The 18898-nt window shown below is 58.1% G+C and carries 14 protein-coding genes and 3 tRNA genes; 5 read left to right on the top strand and 12 right to left on the bottom strand.

Translation table 11 applies throughout. From position 1 onward, the window contains the following. Position 1: 1 nt before the first annotated feature. The 4 genes from B3N48_RS07210 to fabI are packed head-to-tail and all read left to right on the top strand — an operon-like array spanning position 2 to position 4521. Positions 2-1075, top strand: a complete 1074-nt coding sequence (locus tag B3N48_RS07210; protein ID WP_296181297.1) for a microcin C ABC transporter permease YejB — start codon at positions 2-4, stop codon at positions 1073-1075. Between the two features lies 1 nt (position 1076). After that, positions 1077-2096: an ABC transporter permease gene (locus B3N48_RS07205; RefSeq protein ID WP_296181295.1), complete on the top strand. Its 1020-nt coding sequence runs from the start codon at positions 1077-1079 to the stop codon at positions 2094-2096. 1 nt (position 2097) lies between these two features. Next, positions 2098-3708: an ABC transporter ATP-binding protein gene (locus tag B3N48_RS07200; protein WP_296181292.1), complete on the top strand. Its 1611-nt coding sequence runs from the start codon at positions 2098-2100 to the stop codon at positions 3706-3708. 18 nt (positions 3709-3726) lie between these two features. Then, on the top strand, positions 3727-4521 hold the full coding sequence (gene fabI, locus B3N48_RS07195; protein ID WP_296181290.1) for an enoyl-ACP reductase FabI: 795 nt from the start codon (positions 3727-3729) through the stop codon (positions 4519-4521). 758 nt (positions 4522-5279) lie between these two features. On the opposite strand, the gene B3N48_RS07190 is transcribed toward fabI, so the two are convergent. From B3N48_RS07190 to B3N48_RS07150, 9 genes are all read right to left on the bottom strand, one after another. Then, positions 5280-7154, bottom strand: coding sequence for a SurA N-terminal domain-containing protein (locus tag B3N48_RS07190; protein ID WP_296181287.1), 1875 nt, complete (start codon positions 7152-7154; stop codon positions 5280-5282). Positions 7155-7412: 258 nt separating this feature from the next. Next, positions 7413-7685, bottom strand: coding sequence for an HU family DNA-binding protein (locus tag B3N48_RS07185; RefSeq protein WP_003183171.1), 273 nt, complete (start codon positions 7683-7685; stop codon positions 7413-7415). 144 nt (positions 7686-7829) lie between these two features. Further along, positions 7830-10226: an endopeptidase La gene (gene lon / locus B3N48_RS07180; protein ID WP_296181233.1), complete on the bottom strand. Its 2397-nt coding sequence runs from the start codon at positions 10224-10226 to the stop codon at positions 7830-7832. A gap of 182 nt (positions 10227-10408) precedes the next feature. Then, a complete protein-coding gene (gene clpX / locus B3N48_RS07175) occupies positions 10409-11692 on the bottom strand; it encodes an ATP-dependent Clp protease ATP-binding subunit ClpX (RefSeq protein WP_166593224.1) in 1284 nt (427 codons plus the stop codon). A gap of 115 nt (positions 11693-11807) precedes the next feature. Further along, positions 11808-12449, bottom strand: a complete 642-nt coding sequence (gene clpP, locus B3N48_RS07170) for an ATP-dependent Clp endopeptidase proteolytic subunit ClpP (RefSeq protein WP_296181224.1) — start codon at positions 12447-12449, stop codon at positions 11808-11810. 91 nt (positions 12450-12540) lie between these two features. Continuing rightward, positions 12541-13851: a trigger factor gene (gene tig, locus B3N48_RS07165; protein WP_296181221.1), complete on the bottom strand. Its 1311-nt coding sequence runs from the start codon at positions 13849-13851 to the stop codon at positions 12541-12543. 373 nt (positions 13852-14224) lie between these two features. Continuing rightward, a tRNA-Leu gene (locus B3N48_RS07160) sits at positions 14225-14309 on the bottom strand. A gap of 53 nt (positions 14310-14362) precedes the next feature. Continuing rightward, positions 14363-14438, bottom strand: a tRNA-His gene (locus B3N48_RS07155). A 40-nt stretch (positions 14439-14478) separates the two neighbouring features. Then, positions 14479-14555: transfer RNA gene (locus B3N48_RS07150), tRNA-Arg, on the bottom strand. Between the two features lie 309 nt (positions 14556-14864). On the opposite strand from B3N48_RS07150, the gene folD reads away from it, so the two are divergent. Next, positions 14865-15719: a bifunctional methylenetetrahydrofolate dehydrogenase/methenyltetrahydrofolate cyclohydrolase FolD gene (gene folD / locus B3N48_RS07145; protein WP_296181219.1), complete on the top strand. Its 855-nt coding sequence runs from the start codon at positions 14865-14867 to the stop codon at positions 15717-15719. Positions 15720-15950: 231 nt separating this feature from the next. Here the strand turns inward: folD and B3N48_RS07140 are convergent, their stop codons facing one another. From B3N48_RS07140 to B3N48_RS07130, 3 genes are all read right to left on the bottom strand, one after another. Then, entirely contained in the window at positions 15951-17723 is a 1773-nt protein-coding gene (locus tag B3N48_RS07140) for an ABC transporter substrate-binding protein (RefSeq protein ID WP_296181217.1), read from the bottom strand. A gap of 81 nt (positions 17724-17804) precedes the next feature. Further along, entirely contained in the window at positions 17805-18077 is a 273-nt protein-coding gene (locus B3N48_RS07135) for a DUF2160 domain-containing protein (RefSeq protein ID WP_296181214.1), read from the bottom strand. A 12-nt stretch (positions 18078-18089) separates the two neighbouring features. Continuing rightward, positions 18090-18890 (bottom strand): carbohydrate ABC transporter permease, encoded by an 801-nt coding sequence (locus B3N48_RS07130; RefSeq protein WP_296181211.1) that lies wholly within the window; start codon positions 18888-18890, stop codon positions 18090-18092. Positions 18891-18898: the final 8 nt, after the last annotated feature.

The raw sequence follows: 18898 nt of genomic DNA, 5'->3' as shown, positions 1-18898 counted from the left end.
CATGCTGGCGTACATTCTGCGGCGTTTACTGCTGATCGTGCCGACCCTGTTCGGCATCTTGCTGATCAACTTCGTGATCATTCAGGCCGCCCCCGGTGGCCCTGTCGAACAGATGATCGCCAAGCTGGAAGGCTTCGAAGGCGCCACCAGCCGCATCGCCGGGGGTGGCGCCGAAGTCTCGGTGGCGGGCTCGACCTACCGCGGCGCACAGGGCCTGGACCCGGCGTTGATCAAGGAAATCGAGCACATGTACGGCTTTGACAAGTCAGCGCCGGAACGCTTGTGGATCATGGTCAAGAACTACGCCCGCCTGGATTTCGGCGACAGTTTCTTCCGCGACGCCAAGGTCATCGACCTGATCGTCGAGAAGATGCCGGTGTCGATCTCGCTGGGCCTCTGGAGCACCTTGATCATGTACCTGGTGTCGATCCCGCTGGGGATCGCCAAGGCCACGCGGCACGGCAGTCAGTTCGACGTCTGGACCAGTTCGGCGATCATCGTCGGCTACGCGATCCCGGCATTCCTGTTCGCCATTTTGCTGATCGTGGTGTTCGCGGGGGGCAGCTATTTCGCCTGGTTCCCGCTGCGCGGCCTGACCTCCAGCAACTTCGATGAGCTGAGCCTGCTGGGCAAGGTCGGCGACTATTTCTGGCACTTGGTGCTGCCGATCACGGCGCTGGTGATCGGCAACTTCGCCACCATGACCCTGCTGACCAAGAACAGCTTCCTCGATGAAATCGGCAAGCAATACGTGATCACCGCCAAAGCCAAAGGCCTGACCCAACACCGCGTGCTCTACGGCCATGTGTTCCGCAACGCGATGCTACTGGTAATCGCCGGGTTCCCGTCGGCGTTCATTGGCATTTTCTTCACCGGTTCGCTGCTGGTGGAGGTGATCTTCTCCCTCGACGGCCTCGGCCTGATGAGCTTCGAAGCTGCGATCAACCGCGACTACCCAGTGGTCTTTGGCACCCTTTTCATCTTCACCTTGCTGGGGCTGGTGGTGAAACTGATTGGCGACCTGACCTATACCCTGGTTGACCCCCGTATCGACTTCGACCGCAGGGATCATTGATATGACGTTGTCCCCTCTCAATCGACGCCGTTTCGAACGTTTCAAGGCCAACAAGCGCGGCTGGTGGTCGTTGTGGCTGTTTCTCATCCTGTTCGGCTTGAGCCTTGGCGCCGAGCTGATCGCCAACGACAAGCCGCTGATCGTCAAATACGACGGCCAGTGGTATTTCCCGGTGTTCGAGCGCTACCCCGAGACGACCTTTGGCGGCGAATTTCCACTGGAAGCCAATTACAAAAGTCCGTACATCAAGGAACTGATCGCGGCGAAAGACGGATGGACGCTGTGGGCGCCAATTCCGTTCAGCTACCAGAGCATCAACTACGACTTGAAAGTCCCAGCTCCCGCGCCGCCGTCCAGAGAAAACCTGCTCGGCACCGACGATCAGGGCCGCGATGTGCTGGCCAGGGTGATCTACGGTTTTCGCGTTTCGGTGCTGTTCGCCCTGACGTTGACGGTGCTCAGCTCGGTCATCGGCGTGATCGCCGGCGCTTTGCAGGGCTTCTACGGCGGCTGGGTCGATCTGGTCGGCCAGCGGTTTCTGGAAATCTGGTCGGGCCTGCCGGTGCTGTATTTGCTGATCATCCTCGCCAGCTTCGTGCAGCCGAACTTCTGGTGGCTGCTGGGCATCATGCTGCTGTTCTCGTGGATGAGCCTGGTGGACGTGGTGCGCGCCGAATTCCTGCGCGGGCGTAACCTTGAATACGTGCGCGCGGCCCGCGCCCTGGGCATGCAGAACGGCGCGATCATGTTCCGCCACATCCTGCCCAACGCCATGGTGTCGACCATGACCTTCATGCCGTTCATCCTCACCGGCGCGATCGGCACGCTGACCGCGCTGGATTTCCTGGGCTTCGGCCTGCCCGCGGGCTCGCCTTCACTGGGCGAACTGGTCGCCCAAGGCAAATCCAACCTGCAAGCGCCATGGCTGGGGATCAGCGCCTTCGCCGTGCTGGCGATCATGTTGAGTCTGCTGGTGTTCATCGGCGAATCCGCCCGTGACGCCTTCGACCCGAGGAAATGAGATGAGCCAGGACAATCTGATCGAAATCCGTAACCTGTCCGTCGAGTTCGTCACCGGCCAGAAAACCCAACGGGTGGTCGAAGGTGTCAGCTTCGACATTCGCAAGGGCGAGACCCTGGCCCTTGTAGGCGAAAGCGGATCGGGCAAGTCCGTCACCGCCCACTCCATTCTGCGATTGCTGCCCTACCCCTTGGCACGGCACCCGACCGGAGCGATCCAGTACGCAGGCAACGAGCTGCTGACGGTCAGCGAGAAGCGCATGCGCGCCATCCGTGGCAACCGCATCGCGATGATTTTTCAGGAGCCGATGACCTCGCTCAATCCGCTGCAATCCATCGAGAAGCAGATCAACGAAGTGCTGGGCCTGCACAAAGGTCTCACCGGCAAAGCTGCGACACGGCGCACGTTGGAGTTGCTGGAGTTGGTGGGCATTCCCGAGCCGCGCAAGCGTCTCAAGGCCCTGCCCCACGAGTTGTCCGGGGGCCAGCGTCAGCGGGTGATGATCGCGATGGCCCTGGCCAATGAGCCTGAGCTGCTGATCGCCGACGAGCCGACCACTGCGCTGGACGTCACGGTTCAGCTAAAAATCCTCAAGCTGCTGAAAGAATTGCAGGCCCGTCTGGGCATGGCTTTGTTGCTCATCAGCCACGATTTGAACGTTGTTCGACAAATAGCCAACCGCGTATGTGTCATGCAGCGCGGTTGCATCGTCGAACAGGCGTCGTGCGAAGAACTGTTCTGCGCGCCACAGCATCCGTACACCCAAGAATTGCTCAGTGCCGAACCGAAAGGCGGTCCGGCGAACAACGTGCCGGGCGCCCCGCTGCTGGAAGTCGATGACCTCAGGGTCTGGTTTCCGATCAAGAAAGGCGTGTTCAAGCGCACTGTCGATCACGTGAAGGCCGTGGACGGCATCCACTTCAGTCTGCCCAAGGGCCAGACGCTGGGGATCGTCGGCGAAAGCGGCTCGGGTAAATCGACACTGGGCCTGGCCATTCTTCGGTTGATTCGCAGTGAAGGCGCGATACGCTTTCAAGGCGATTCGCTGGCCTGCCTCAAACAGGACCAGGTGCGACCGTTGCGGCGGCAGATGCAGGTGGTGTTTCAGGACCCTTTTGGCAGCCTGAGTCCGCGCATGTCGGTGTGTGACATCGTGGGCGAAGGCCTGCGCATTCACAAGATCGGCACGCCGGTCGAGCAGGAAGCGGCGGTGATCGCAGCGCTCAAGGAAGTGGGTCTGGACCCGGAAACCCGGCACCGCTACCCCCATGAGTTTTCCGGCGGACAGCGGCAAAGGATCGCCATCGCACGGGCATTAGTGTTAAAACCGGCGCTGATTTTGCTGGACGAGCCGACATCGGCCCTCGACCGGACCGTTCAGCGCCAAGTGGTGGAGCTGTTGCGCTCACTGCAAACCAAGTACAACCTGACATATTTGTTTATCAGCCATGACCTGGCGGTAGTCAAAGCGCTGAGCCACCAACTGATGGTGGTCAAGCAAGGCCAAGTGGTCGAACAGGGTGTGGCAGAAGACATCTTCGCTGCGCCGCAACATCCTTATACACAACAGCTGCTGGAGGCCGCGTTTCTGGCCCCAGCAACTGTCGATTAACCTGAAGAGGAAAAAACCATGGGTTTTCTCGCCGGTAAGCGCGTCCTGATCGTCGGTGTCGCCAGCAAACTGTCCATCGCATCCGGTATCGCTGCCGCCATGCATCGCGAGGGCGCTGAGCTTGCCTTCACCTACCAGAACGAAAAACTCAAAGGCCGCGTCGAAGAATTCGCCGCCGGCTGGGGTTCGAGCGCTGATCTGTGCTTCCCTTGCGACGTCGCCAGCGACGAGGAGATCGCCAAGGTTTTCGAAGAGTTGAGCAAGAAGTGGGATGGCCTGGACTGCATCGTGCACTCCGTCGGCTTCGCGCCAGGCGACCAACTGGACGGCGATTTCACCCAGGCCACCACCCGTGAGGGTTTCCGCATCGCCCACGACATCAGCGCCTACAGCTTCGTCGCGCTGGCCAAGGCCGGTCGCGAGCTGATGAAGGGCCGTAACGGCAGCCTGCTGACCCTGTCGTACCTGGGCGCCGAGCGCACCATGCCAAACTACAACGTCATGGGCATGGCCAAAGCGAGTCTTGAAGCCGGTGTTCGCTACCTGGCCCGCAGCCTTGGTCCGGACGGCACCCGCGTCAACGCCGTATCGGCCGGCCCGATCCGCACCCTCGCCGCTTCCGGCATCAAAAACTTCCGCAAAATGCTGGACGCCAACGAAGCGCAAACCCCGCTGCGTCGTAACGTCACCATCGACGAAGTGGGCAACGCAGGCGCGTTCCTGTGTTCGGACCTGGCGTCGGGTGTGAGCGGTGAAATCATGTACGTCGACGGTGGTTTCAACACCACGGCGATGGGTGATCTGGAAGGCTGATGTTTTGAGCGTTTCGCGATGACTGGAAAAGCCCCGATTCTTGAGAGTCGGGGCTTTTTTTTGCTTTTTTGGGCGGTGTGAATATCCATTCGGGGTGACGTTGCGGAGGATGATTCCGCCCTTACGCGGGTCACTTCCGAAAGGCGGGAAAGTGGGGAAGATCAAAGGCAAAGGCAAAGGCAAATCCTCAACTTGGCGCAATCCTCCTGTGGGAGCCGGCTTGCTGGCGAAAGCGGTGTATTAAGCAGTTCATCTGTAACAGACACACCGCCTTCGCCAGCAAGCCGGCTCCCACAGTAAATCCGGTAAGTGAAAGATCTTCTGCTCAACACCAGAATGCGATGGGCGTTAGCCCCTGCCCCGCGTTGCTCTTCATGCGCGTCAGTTCAGACGCCGCAGAACGCGACTTGGGTGCAGGCCGAACGCAGGCGGCGCGGAGCGGGTCGAGCGGCATGGATGCCGCGAGAGCGCCGCTAGGACATGGATGTCCGTCGGCGCGGGCCCACGGGGCGTCGCCGGAATGCAGGGAACCCCAGGAACGAAGGCCCAACCAGGAGCAGGGCCTTTTTGGTTACTTTTGTGCGGTTCGGCATTCCGACGCTTGAAAAAAGTGACCCGCTGTAAGAGCGAAACCGATGTCAGCGCCACCCACGGCAACGGAGATGCCCCCTGTTTCAACGCCGCCACAAAAACAAAAAACAAAAAGCCCCGATTCTCTCGAACCGGGGCCTCTCATTTTCAGCAGCTACTACAGCAGATCAATACTTCTCGATCTTCGCCGCTGATTTCAGCTGTGCCTGGTAGGACTCGAAGTCCTGACGGCCCTCACGAGACGCCAGGAAGCGACGATACTGGGTCTTCTCGGCATCGGTCGCTGGCGCTGCCTGATTCACGCCATTCAAGCGCACGATCACGAAGCTGCCGTCTGCCGCCGTCAGGCTGCTGTAGACCGGTTTGTCTTTACCTTCCGGCTTAGGCATGCGGAACAATGCCTGCAGCACCTGAGGATCGACGCCCTCCTGACTGCGGGAAGCCGCTTCAACGACCTTCCAGCTCTGGCCCTCCTGCTTGGTCGCAACAAACGGCACCTTGCCGTCACGCAGACCGGCCAGCAGCGCCTCGCCTTTGCCCTTGACGGCGTCGCTGGCATGGTTCTTCACCAGCTGCGCGCGAATGGCGTCAGAGACCGCTTCCAGCGGCAGCTGCTCAGGCTGACGGTGTTCTTTCACGTGCACCACCACCACGGTTTCGGGATCGAGTTCCAGCGCCGAGCTGTTGGAACCCTCTTCCATCACTTCAGGGCTGAAAGCGGCCTGAATGACGGCACGGTTAGCGGCAATGCCCTCGCCACCCTCGCGACCGAACGGCGCGGTGGTCTGAACCTTGAGCCCCAAGTCCTGCGCAGGCTGGGTCAGATCAGACGCTTCGTACGCGGCGTCTTGCAGTTTTTTGCTGGCATCGACGTACTTCTGCTCGACCTGTTCCGATTTCAGGTCATGCGTCAGCTTCTCTTTCAGGCTGGCGAACGTTGGCACCGACGGTGCCTCGACCCCCAGCAGCTTGATCAAATGCCAGCCGAACTGGCTCTTGACCGGGGCGGAGACCTGATCCTTGTTCAACGCATACAGCGCATCTTCGAAGGCCGGATCGTAAACCCCCTTCCCTGCGTAACCCAGATCACCCCCCTTGGCCGATGAGCCCGGGTCTTGCGAGAACTCCTTGGCCAATGCGGCGAAGTCTTCACCCTTGGCCAGACGCTGCTGGATCTCTTCGAGCTTCGCCTTGGCTTGCGCGTCGGTGGTCTTATCGTTGACTTCGATCAGGATATGAGCCGCACGACGCTGCTCGGCCAGGTTGGCGATTTCCTTCTGATAAGCGGCCTGAAGGTCTTCATCCTTGACCGACACTTTGTCAAAGAACGACGACTTCTTCAGTTCGATGTAATCAAGCACGACCTGCTCAGGGCTCAAAAACTCCTTGGCATGCTGGTCGTAGTGCGCCTTGATTTCGGCCTCGCTGACTTTCACGTTGGACGGATCGGCGGGCAGTGTCAGCGTGGCGAAATCCCGCGTCTGTTTTTCCAGACGGGCGAACGCATCGACCTGGGCGTCCGTGACGAACGCGCTGCCACCGATGCCAGCACGAATCTGGCCGATCAGCATCTCCTGACCCAGGATCTGACGGAATTGCATGCGGCTGTAGCCCAGCTGACGCACGACCTGATCGAAACGATCAGCATTGAATTTGCCGTCCACCTGAAATTCAGGCGTCAGCAGGATCTGCTGATCCAGCGCCGCTTCAGAGAAGCTGAACTTGGCGTCCGCTGCACCTTGTAGCAGCAGTTTGCGATCGATCAGGCCCTTGAGCGCCGAGTCACGCAGCATTTGCTCATTGAGCATCGACGGATCGAAATCCTTGCCCAATTGTTGCAACAGCTGGCGACGTTGCATCTCGACGGCCTGCCCCAGATCTGTCTGACTGATTTCGTCGCCATTGACTTTGGCAGCGTCCTGGCTGTGGCTGGTGGCCCTGAAAATGGCGTCGAAACCGGTCAGGGCCATCAGCGCCATGACTACACCGATGATGGTCTTGGCAATCCAGCCTTGTGAATTGTCCCTGATATTCTGCAGCATGCGTCCCCCAGAGGGCTGTACTCAACTCACCAAGCTGCGACACACGGAGCGGAGCGTGGGTGTATTCCGGATAGAAGAAAGGCGCATCCGAGGATGCGCCTTCTCGTAACTTTCAAAATCGATCAAACCAGGTGAAGCGGACAGGGTTCGATGTGGCGTACCCCGGAGTGACAGGCCAGCGCTTGACCAACCGCACTTGCCGCTTCACGCCCAGAACAGACATAACGCTGCGCTGGGCGGGCAAAGGTACGAAGAGACTTAGTTGACCGCTTCTTTCAGTGCTTTACCGGCTTTGAAACCTGGCTTCTTGGCAGCCGGGATTTCCAGGGTTTTGCCAGTCTGAGGGTTGCGGCCGGTACGGGCAGGACGATCGGTTACGGAGAAAGTGCCGAAGCCAACCAGTACAACGGAGTCGCCAGCCTTAAGAGCGCCAGTGACGGATTCGATTACTGCGTCCAGCGCACGGCCAGCAGCAGCTTTCGGGATGTCAGCGGATGCGGCGATAGCATCAATCAGTTCCGACTTGTTCACTCTAAGTCCCCTTATATCTATCTATATTGAGTATATTTTCTAAGTTTTTTGATGAAGCGAAACGAACGCTGAGTGGCCTATTGGCACCTGAAGAGCCGCTTTATAACAAGGGCTCTAAAAAGCTGTCAAGGAAGGCCCCACAGACTAATGCGTGCTAATTCTTTCCTTGGACTCAGACTCGCGTTTTTCATCCTTTGCAACCATCTCCGGAGCCACATCCGGCAAGGGCTCCGGCGCGTATTGCAGCGCAATTTGCAGGACTTCGTCAATCCATTTAACAGGTTTGATTTGCAGATCTGCCTTGATGTTGTCCGGAATTTCCTTCAGATCACGGACGTTTTCTTCCGGAATGATGACCGTTTTAATTCCTCCACGGTGTGCGGCCAGCAGTTTTTCCTTCAAGCCGCCAATCGCCAGCACCTGGCCCCGCAAAGTGATTTCACCAGTCATCGCGACGTCTGCACGGACCGGAATCTGTGTCAGCGCTGAAACCAATGCCGTGCACATGCCTACGCCCGCGCTAGGGCCGTCTTTAGGCGTTGCCCCTTCCGGCATGTGGATATGGGTGTCGCGCTTCTCATGGAAGTCCAGAGGGATGCCCAAGCTTTTCGCACGGCTGCGCACGACCGTCAATGCCGCAGTGATCGATTCGACCATCACGTCGCCCAGCGAACCGGTCTTGATCAACTGACCCTTACCTGGCACCACGGCGGCTTCGATCGTAAGCAGTTCACCCCCGACCTGCGTCCAGGCCAGCCCCGTCACCTGACCGATCTGATCTTGCTGCTCGGCCAGACCGTAGCGGAATTTACGCACGCCAAGGAAGTGTTCCAGCGTAGCGGCAGTCACCACCACGGCAAAACGCTTCTCGCCTGCGTGTTCCTTGACCGCCTTGCGGCAGACCTTGGCGATCTGACGCTCCAGACTGCGCACGCCCGCTTCACGCGTGTAGTACCGAATAATGTCGCGTATGGCCTCTTCTTCGAACTCGATTTCGCCTTTCTTCAAGCCGTTGGCAGCGACCTGCTTGGGCGAGAGGTATTTGGTCGCGATGTTGATCTTCTCGTCTTCGGTGTAACCCGGCAAACGAATCACTTCCATCCGATCCAGCAGCGCTGGCGGGATGTTCATCGAGTTCGCGGTGCAGAGGAACATCACGTCAGACAGGTCGTAATCGACCTCCAGATAGTGATCGTTGAAGTTATGGTTCTGCTCGGGATCGAGCACTTCCAGCAGCGCCGACGCGGGATCGCCACGCATGTCGCTGCCCATTTTGTCGATTTCATCGAGCAGGAACAGCGGGTTACGCACGCCAACCTTGGTCATTTTCTGGATCAAACGGCCTGGCATCGAACCGATGTAGGTACGGCGGTGACCGCGAATTTCAGCTTCGTCACGCACGCCGCCCAATGCCATACGCACGAACTTGCGGTTGGTCGCATGGGCGATCGACTCGGCCAACGAGGTTTTACCCACGCCAGGCGGGCCAACCAGGCACAGCACCGGACCACGAATTTTCTTCACGCGTTTTTGTACAGCGAGGTATTCGAGGATCCTCTCTTTGACTTCCTCCAGACCGTAGTGATCGGCATCAAGGATGTCCTCCGCGCGCGCCAGGTCCAGACGCACCTTACTCTGCGCCTTCCAAGGCACCTGCACCAGCCAGTCGATGTACGAGCGCACCACCGTGGCCTCAGCCGACATCGGTGACATCTGCTTGAGCTTGTTCAGCTCGGCAGTGGCCTTGGTCATAGCGTCTTTCGGTAGGCCCGCAGCATCGATGCGCTTTTTCAGCTCTTCGATTTCGTTGTGGCCTTCTTCGCTGTCGCCAAGCTCTTTCTGAATGGCCTTCATCTGCTCATTCAGGTAGTACTCACGCTGGCTGCGCTCCATCTGCTTCTTCACGCGACCACGAATGCGCTTCTCGACTTGAAGCAGGTCGATTTCAGCATCCAGCAAGGCGAGCACGTGTTCGACCCGGGCGCCCAGGTCGATAATCTCGAGAATTTCCTGCTTCTGCTCGATCTTCAGCGCCATGTGGGCGGCCATGGTGTCCACCAGGCGGCCAGGCTCATCAATGCTGTTGAGCGACGACAGGACTTCAGCCGGGACTTTTTTACCCAACTGCACATATTGTTCGAATTGCGACAGCAGGCTGCGCACGAATACTTCGGATTCACGATCCGGGGCATCGACTTCGTCGATCAGTGCCACTTCCGCGCGGCAATGGCCGTCAACTTCAATGAAACGCTCGACGGAGCCACGTTGCTCGCCTTCGACCAGCACCTTGACAGTGCCGTCCGGCAGCTTGAGCAGCTGCAATACGGTTGCAATGGTCCCTACGCTATAAAGGGCGTCTTCACCCGGATCATCGTCTGCGGGATTTCTTTGCGCGAGCAGCAGGATCTGCTTGTCACCCGTCATCGCAGCCTCAAGGGCCTCAATCGACTTCTCGCGCCCCACGAACAGTGGGATCACCATGTGCGGATACACCACGACATCGCGCAATGGCAAAAGAGGCAGTTCAATGGTCGTCTTCATGATTTCGCCTCTACGGCGGCCTTAGGCCATGGACAGATAGAAATGAGCTGAAAACCAAGATGGGGGTAGCACTTCAAAAAAACAAGCACCGCTTCGACTTAATGCCAAAGCAAGCCCTGAAACGCAAAAAGGGCCCGAGGGCCCTTTTCCGTTTTCCAGTCGCCCGAAGTCAGCCGTCGGGCTTACGCGTCAGGTGCCGCCTTCGCAGGTGGCTCGCTGTTTTCATAGATCAACAACGGCTTGGATGTCCCTTCGATAACGCTTTCGTCAATCACCACCTTGCTCACGTCAGATTGCGACGGGATTTCGTACATGGTGTCGAGCAACACGCCTTCGAGGATGGAACGCAGGCCACGGGCGCCAGTCTTGCGCTCCAGCGCGCGACGGGCAACCGACTTCAGTGCGTCAGTGCGGAATTCGAGGTCCACACCTTCCATTTCAAACAGCTTGCCGTATTGCTTTGTCAGGGCGTTTTTAGGTTCGGTCAGAATCTGCATCAGCGCAGCTTCGTCCAGCTCGTCCAGGGTCGCCAAAACCGGCAGACGGCCCACGAACTCCGGGATCAGACCGAACTTAACCAGATCGTCAGGCTCGACTTCACGCAGGGATTCGCCAACCTTCTTGCCCTCTTCCTTGCTGCGAACTTCCGCACCAAAGCCGATGCCGCCCTTGGTGGAGCGATTCTGGATGACCTTTTCCAGGCCCGAGAATGCGCCGCCGCAGATGAACAGGATGTTGCGCGTGTCCACTTGCAGGAATTCCTGCTGTGGATGCTTGCGACCGCCTTGCGGCGGAACGGAAGCCACGGTGCCTTCAATCAGTTTCAGCAGGGCTTGTTGCACGCCCTCGCCCGACACGTCGCGGGTGATTGAAGGGTTGTCAGATTTGCGCGAAATCTTGTCGATTTCATCGATGTAGACGATACCCATCTGGGCTTTTTCGACATCGTAATCGCATTTCTGCAACAGCTTCTGAATAATGTTTTCCACGTCCTCACCCACGTAACCGGCTTCGGTCAGGGTGGTGGCGTCGGCGATGGTGAACGGCACATTGAGCAATCGTGCCAGCGTCTCAGCCAGCAGCGTCTTGCCGGAGCCTGTAGGGCCAATCAGCAAAATGTTGCTCTTGCCCAATTCGACATCATCGTTTTTCTTATCGCGTTGGTTCAGGCGCTTGTAGTGGTTGTACACCGCTACTGCGAGCACCTTTTTAGCACGCTCCTGACCGATGACGTACTGGTCAAGGATGCCGCTGATTTCTTTCGGCGATGGTAATTTATGCGCGCTGCTCTCTGCCTGTGCTTCCTGCACCTCCTCGCGGATGATGTCATTGCACAGGTCGACGCACTCGTCACAGATAAATACCGAGGGGCCGGCAATCAATTTGCGCACTTCATGCTGGCTTTTGCCGCAGAAGGAGCAATAAAGCAGTTTGCCGTTGTCCTCGCCGTTGCGGGTGTCAGTCATTCGATCGATCCAATCCGGTAGGCTTGCAACACAAGATGAAGGCAATTGCAGGCTTTTTCAAGCCCGCAGGTGGCACGGCACTGCCGACCACCCGGGATTACTGCCTGTCACACAATCATTTGATCATTTGACGTTTGTCGAGCACCGCGTCCACCAGACCATATTCAGCAGCGCGTTCGGCGCTCATGAAGTTGTCGCGATTGGTATCGCGCTCGATGGTTTCCAGCGACTGGCCGGTATGGTGAGCCAGCAGCTCGTTCAGACGCTGGCGAATGTACAGGATTTCCTTGGCGTGAATGTCAATGTCCGACGCCTGCCCCTGGAAACCGCCCAGCGGCTGGTGAATCATCACGCGGGAATTCGGCAGGGCGAAACGCTTGCCCTTGGCACCACCGGCCAGCAGGAACGCACCCATGCTGCAGGCCTGCCCCATTACGGTGGTCGAAACGTCCGGCTTGATGAACTGCATGGTGTCGTAAATCGCCATGCCTGCAGTCACCGAACCGCCTGGTGAATTGATGTAGAGATGGATGTCCTTGTCCGGGTTTTCCGCTTCAAGGAAAAGCAACTGCGCCGAGATCAGGTTGGCCATGTAGTCTTCAACCGGGCCGACCAGGAAAATGACGCGTTCCTTGAGCAAACGGGAGTAGATGTCATAGGCACGTTCGCCACGGGCGGACTGCTCGATAACCATCGGGACCAAGCCGCCAGCGGCCTGGATGTCAGAGTTCTGCTGAATATAAGAATTGCGGGACATGTCTCGCATTCACTCCCAAATAGTCATGTCTTGAATACGCATAAGCCAGCGCGAAGGCTGGCTTATGGTGTTTTCGAACGAGAGAAAGAAATCAGGCGGCTTGTGGAGCTTCCACCGGCTTGACGGCTTCTTCGTACGAGACCGCTTTATCGGTCACGCTCGCTTTCTGCAAAACAGTATCCACAACTTGCTCTTCCAGCACAACCGAACGCACTTCGTTCATTTGCTGTTCGTTCTTGTAGTACCAGGCCACGACCTGCTCTGGCTCCTGGTATGCGGAAGCCATCTCCTGGATCAGCTCGCGAACGCGGGCTTCGTCAGGTTTGAGGTCGAATTGCTTGACCACTTCAGCGACGATCAGACCCAGCTCGACGCGGCGCTTGGCCTGCTCTTCGAACAGCTCGGCTGGCAGTTGGTCAGGCTTGATGTTGCCACCGAATTGCTGAACGGCTTGAACACGCAGGCGGTTCACTTCGTTTTCCAGCAGGGCTTTGGGGACGTCAATCGGGTTGGCAGCCAGCAGACCGTCCATGACCTGGTTCTTGACCTTGGACTTGATGGCCTGGCGCAGCTCGCGCTCCATGTTTTTGCGGACTTCGGTACGGAAGCCTTCGATACCCGTTTCCTTGATGCCGAACTGCGTGAAGAACGCTTCATTCAGCTCTGGCAGAGTCGGTGCCGAAACGGTGTTGACGGTGACGGTGAACTCGGCAGTTTTACCGGCCAGTTCCAGGTTCTGATAGTCCTCGGGGAACGTCAGGTTCAGAACGCGCTCTTCGCCTGCTTTAGCACCCACCAGGCCGTCTTCGAAGCCGGGGATCATGCGGCCCGAGCCCAGCACCAGCTGAGTGCCGGTGGCCGAACCGCCAGCGAAGGCTTCGCCGTCGATCTTGCCCACGAAGTCAATGTTCAGTTGATCTTCATTGGCAGCGGCACGGTCGGCGGCTTCGTAACGGACGTTCTGCTTGCGCAGGATTTCAAGCATGTTGTCCAGATCGGAATCGGCGACATCAGCAGACAAGCGCTCGACGGTCACGGATTCAAAACCGGCAACGGAGAATTCAGGGAACACTTCGAAAGTCGCGACGTACTCGAGGTCCTTGCCTTTTTCGAAGGTCTTTGGCTCGACAGAAGGGGCGCCGGCCGGGTTCAGTTTTTGTTCTACGACAGCTTCGTAGAAGGTCGCCTGGATCAGGTCGCCCAGTGCTTCCTGACGAGCACCGTCTTCGTAACGCTGGCGGATCACGCTCATAGGCACTTTGCCAGGGCGGAAGCCCGGGATCTTGGCTTTACGTGCGGTCTGCTGCAGACGCTTGTTGACTTCGGTCTCGATGCGCTCAGCAGGCACGCCAATGGTCATGCGGCGCTCGAGAGCGGAAGTGTTTTCAACAGAAACTTGCATGGATATTCCTCGTTGCACAGACGTTAGCCGGCCGTTTCCGACCCCAGAATCAAGGGCAAGCATTCTAGTGGGTCAAACTCAAGAAGTCACCCTACTGACGAAGGGTAAATACAGTGGAATGCAACCAGGAACAGATGAACGAAGATTCAAGTCTTCGCAAGCGGTCTGGAACGCACTTTCCGCGCACCTATATAAAGGAAGCGAAGCACGACCGAATGTCGATCCAGTCCCTGGAAACACTCCGGAAAAAGCCCGCCACTCAATAGCCTGACGAGCTCGTACCGGCATGAAACCAATACGTTGAAACAAAAAAAGCCGCACTAGGCGGCTTTTCGATCCCTGGAATGCACAGGGCATTTCTCAAGGCTGTAGCTGGTGCGGACGAAGAGACTCGAACTCTTACGCCTCGCGGCGCTGGAACCTAAATCCAGTGTGTCTACCAATTCCACCACGTCCGCATGTAGCGCTTAAAGCAAAGGCGCCAGATTGTGCATCTGGCGCCTTTTGAATATGGGGTGGACGATGGGGATCGAACCCACGACAACAGGAGTCACAATCCTGTGCTCTACCAACTGAGCTACGCCCACCATATTGCGTTGTTGCTGACTTGTGCCAAAGCTGCCTTTATGGCGCACCCGGCAGGACTCGAACCTGCGACCATCCGCTTAGAAGGCGGATGCTCTATCCAGCTGAGCTACGGGCGCTTGGTTAATCTGCATTCCTGAGACTGCAAATTAAGAGCTTTCAATCACGCTGAGCCGATCTGAACTCTACCTGACTTAATCAACCTTTCGACTTGATTCGCCGCTTCCGGCTTATCCTGTGTGGGGTTGTGCCCGACAAGTGCGACGAATCTTATAGACGGCCTTGAGGGTCGTCAACACTTTTTTCTAAAAAATTCAGTTAATTAAAGGGCTTAGCTTATTAAGCGGACCAACCGCCTTTGCCCATGCGTCAGGTCATGCGAGAATGCGCGCTCTTTTTCCCACCCTTCCGATGGTTAATCACGCGTAATGACTGCAAAACTAATAGACGGCAAAGCGATCGCAGCCAAACTGCGCCAGCAGATCGCTCAACGAGTTGCCGAACGTCGCGAGCAAGGGCTGCGTACGCCGGGCCTCGCGGTGATTCTGGTCGGCAGCGACCCCGCCTCTCAGGTTTACGTCTCGCACAAACGCAAAGACTGCGAAGAGGTCGGCTTCATTTCCCGGGCCTACGACCTGCCCAGCGAAACCACCCAGACCGAGCTGACCGACCTGATCGACAGCCTCAACGAAGACCCGGCCATCGATGGCATCCTGCTGCAATTGCCGCTACCGGCGCATCTCGATTCTTCGCCGCTTCTGGAGCGCATCCGTCCTGACAAGGATGTCGATGGCTTCCATCCCTACAATGTCGGGCGGCTAGCCCAGCGCATTCCGCTGCTGCGCCCCTGCACCCCGAAAGGCATCATGACCCTATTGGAAAGCACCGGCGTGGACCTGTACGGGAAAGACGCCGTAGTCGTGGGCGCATCCAATATCGTGGGTCGCCCCATGGCCATGGAGCTATTGTTGGCGGGTTGCACGGTCACCGTCACGCACCGCTTCACGCAGGATCTGGCGGGCCATGTGGGCCGCGCGGATCTGGTGGTCGTGGCGGCGGGCAAGCCGGGACTGGTCAAGGGCGAGTGGATCAAGGAAGGCGCGATTGTGATCGATGTCGGCATCAACCGTCAGGAAGACGGCAAGCTGGTGGGCGACGTGGTCTACGAGACCGCCCTGCCCCGCGCTGGCTGGATCACGCCGGTGCCTGGTGGTGTGGGCCCGATGACCCGTGCCGGTTTGCTGGAGAACACCCTGTATGCAGCAGAAACGCTGCACAGCTGACCGCCCCTCACCCACGCACAACATGTCGGCGCCAGGCGATTGATCTGGCGGGCATGCAAGCCCTGCGGGAGCTTGCCCGCGTCAGCGTGGTGCCAGCTCCCCTCGATGTAACATCTGCCACCGCAATCGCGAGCAAGCTCACTCCTACAGGTACGGATGTGTTGGAGAGATAAGCGTTATTGGCAAAAAAAAACGGCACCCGAAGGTGCCGTTTTTTCATTTCGTCAGCGCTTACTTCTTGGCCGCTTCCCAGCTTTTCAGCAGGTCCGAATAAGCGATGGTTTCGCCCTTCGGTTTTTCGTTGGCCAGTTTGCGTTGCGGCGCGAGGAACTTGCCGCCACTCTGCTCAGCTTTGCTGTACCACTCTTCCGCCGACGTTTCCGGGTTCATTTTCGGCGCGCAATTGCTCGCCTCTTGAACCTTGGAGCGCTCGATGCGGGTCATGATCGCGTCCTGATCCTTGGCCAGACCGTCAAGTGCCGCCTGGGCAGTTTTCTCGCCGGTTACCGCTTCAGCCACGTGGCTCCACCACAGTTGCGCCAGTTTCGGGTAGTCCGGAACGTTGGTGCCGGTCGGCGACCATTGCACACGGGCCGGGCTGCGATAGAACTCCACCAGACCACCGAGTTTCGGCGCCAGCGCGGTCATCTCCTTGGAGTTGATGTCCGACTCGCGAATCGGCGTCAGACCGACGATGGTTTTCTTCAGCGAAACCGATTTGGAGGTCACGAACTGCGCGTAGAGCCAGGCGGCCAGACGTTTTTTCTCGTCAGACGACTTCAGGAAGGTCCACGACCCTACGTCCTGATAGCCCAGTTTCATGCCTTCTTTCCAGTACGGCCCTTTCGGCGACGGCGCCATCCGCCACTTCGGCGTGCCGTCGGCGTTCATCACCGGCAGACCAGGCTTGGTCATGTCGGCCGTAAACGCGGTGTACCAGAAAATTTGTTGCGCAACGTTACCTTGCGAAGGCACCGGGCCGGACTCGGAGAAGGTCATGCCCGCCGCTTCAGGTGGCGCGTAGGCCTTCAGCCAGTCGATGTATTTCTGAGTCGCGTAGACAGCGGCCGGGCCGTTGGTGTCGCCACCACGGGTGATGCTGGAGCCGACCGGATGGCAGTCCTCGACGCGAATGCCCCACTCGTCCACCGGCAGACCGTTGGGCAGGCCTTTGTCGCCGCTGCCCGCCATGGAGAACCAGGCATCAGTGAAACGCCAGCCCAGAGACGGGTCTTTCTTGCCGTAGTCCATGTGACCATAGACTTTCTTGCCGTCGATTTCCTTGACGTCTTCGCTGAAGAATTTGGCAATGTCTTCATAGGCTGACCAGTTCACCGGAACGCCCAGCTCGTAGCCGTACTTGTCCTTGAATTTTTTCTTCAGGTCAGGACGCTCGAACCAGTCGGCACGGAACCAGTACAGGTTGGCGAACTGTTGGTCGGGCAGCTGATACAGCTTGCCGTCGGGCGCAGTGGTGAACGAGGTGCCGATGAAGTCTTTGATGTCGAGCGTAGGCGAGGTGACTTTCGCACCTTCGGCACTGGCCATCAGGTCTGTCAGAGACAGCGCCTTGCCGTAGCGGAAGTGTGTACCGATCAGGTCGGAGTCGTTAACCCAACCGTCGTAGATGCTTTTGTCCGACTGCATGGCGGTTTGCAGCTTCTCAATGACATCGCCTTCTTGCAGCAGGTCGTGGGTCACTTTGATGCCGGTGATTTCAGTGAACGCTTTGGCCAGCGTTTTCGACTCGTATTCGTGGGTGGTCAGGGTTTCGGACACGACCTTGATGTCCATCCCACGGAACGGTTCCGCAGCCTTGATGAACCATTCCAGTTCCTTGAGCTGATCAGCATCGGACAGGGTCGTCGGCTTGAACTCGCTGGCTGCCCATTTCTTCGCGGCATCCTCGTATTGATCGGCCCACGCCGACACGCTCAGGCCACTGAGCATGACCATCGTCGCAACCGTCACACTATGTCGCAGCTTGTTTTTCTTATTGAACATAGACACCTCCAGTGTTGATTCTTATGTAGTCCCGCTTTGCAAATCCCGCCAATCGACCTGCCACAACAGGCCGGCCAGCCTTCAACCCCAACGCATTACCACCAACAGCCAGACCAGGGACAGCCCCGACGCGACCCAGATGCTCCAGTCGGTCGCGCCTATGACCAGCAAATGCAGGTAGGCGCTACCGAGAAGACCGATGAACAACCGGTCGCCACGGGTGGTGGCGATCGGCAGAAAACCGCGACGTTCGATGCTCGCCGAGCGCAATTCCCAAACGGTCATCCCCACCAGAATGGCAGCGATGGACGCGAAGAAAATAGCAGTCGGCAATGTCCAGGACATCCACTCCATTTTTTCGACTCCTCAGACACGACCAAGGGCAAAACCCTTGACCACGTGATTGCGAACGAACCAGATCACCAGCATGCCCGGCAGGATGGTCAATACCCCCGCTGCCGCCAGCACGCCCCAGTCGATCCCCGATGCCGATACCGTGCGGGTCATCACCGCCGCGATCGGCTTGGCGTTGACCGATGTCAGGGTGCGAGCCAGCAGCAGCTCGACCCATGAGAACATGAAGCAGAAAAACGCCGTTACACCGATGCCCGAGCCAATCAGCGGGATGAAAATCTTCCCGAAGAACTTAGGGAAGCTATACCCATCGATGTAGGCTGTTTCGTCGATCTCCTTCGGTACGCCGGACATGAAGCCTTCGAGAATCCACACCGCCAGCGGCACGTTGAACAGGCAGTGCGCCAGCGCCACGGCGATGTGGGTGTCGAACAGCCCGATGGACGAATACAACTGGAAAAACGGCAACAGGAACACCGCCGGCGGGGCCATGCGGTTGGTCAGCAGCCAGAAGAACAAGTGCTTGTCGCCGAGGAAACGATAGCGGGAAAACGCATACGCGGCAGGCAATGCCACGCTCAGCGATATCACGGTATTCAGGCACACGTAGTACAGCGAGTTGATATAGCCGCTGTACCAGCTCTCGTCGGTGAAGATCACCTTGTAGTTTGCCAGGGTGAAATCCTGCGGAAACAGCGTCAGACCGCCGAGGATTTCGGTGTTGGTCTTGAAGGACATGTTGACCAGCCAGTAGATCGGCACCAGCAGAAACAGCAGGTAGATCCACAACGGCACGACTTTACGAAGATTCATGGCCGCTC

Origin of the sequence: Pseudomonas sp. UBA1879 (assembly GCF_002338065.1) — a bacterium.
Lineage (GTDB): Bacteria > Pseudomonadota > Gammaproteobacteria > Pseudomonadales > Pseudomonadaceae > Aquipseudomonas.
Note: the sequence above shows the minus strand (reverse complement) of the source record. Positions and strands in the feature narration are given on the sequence as shown.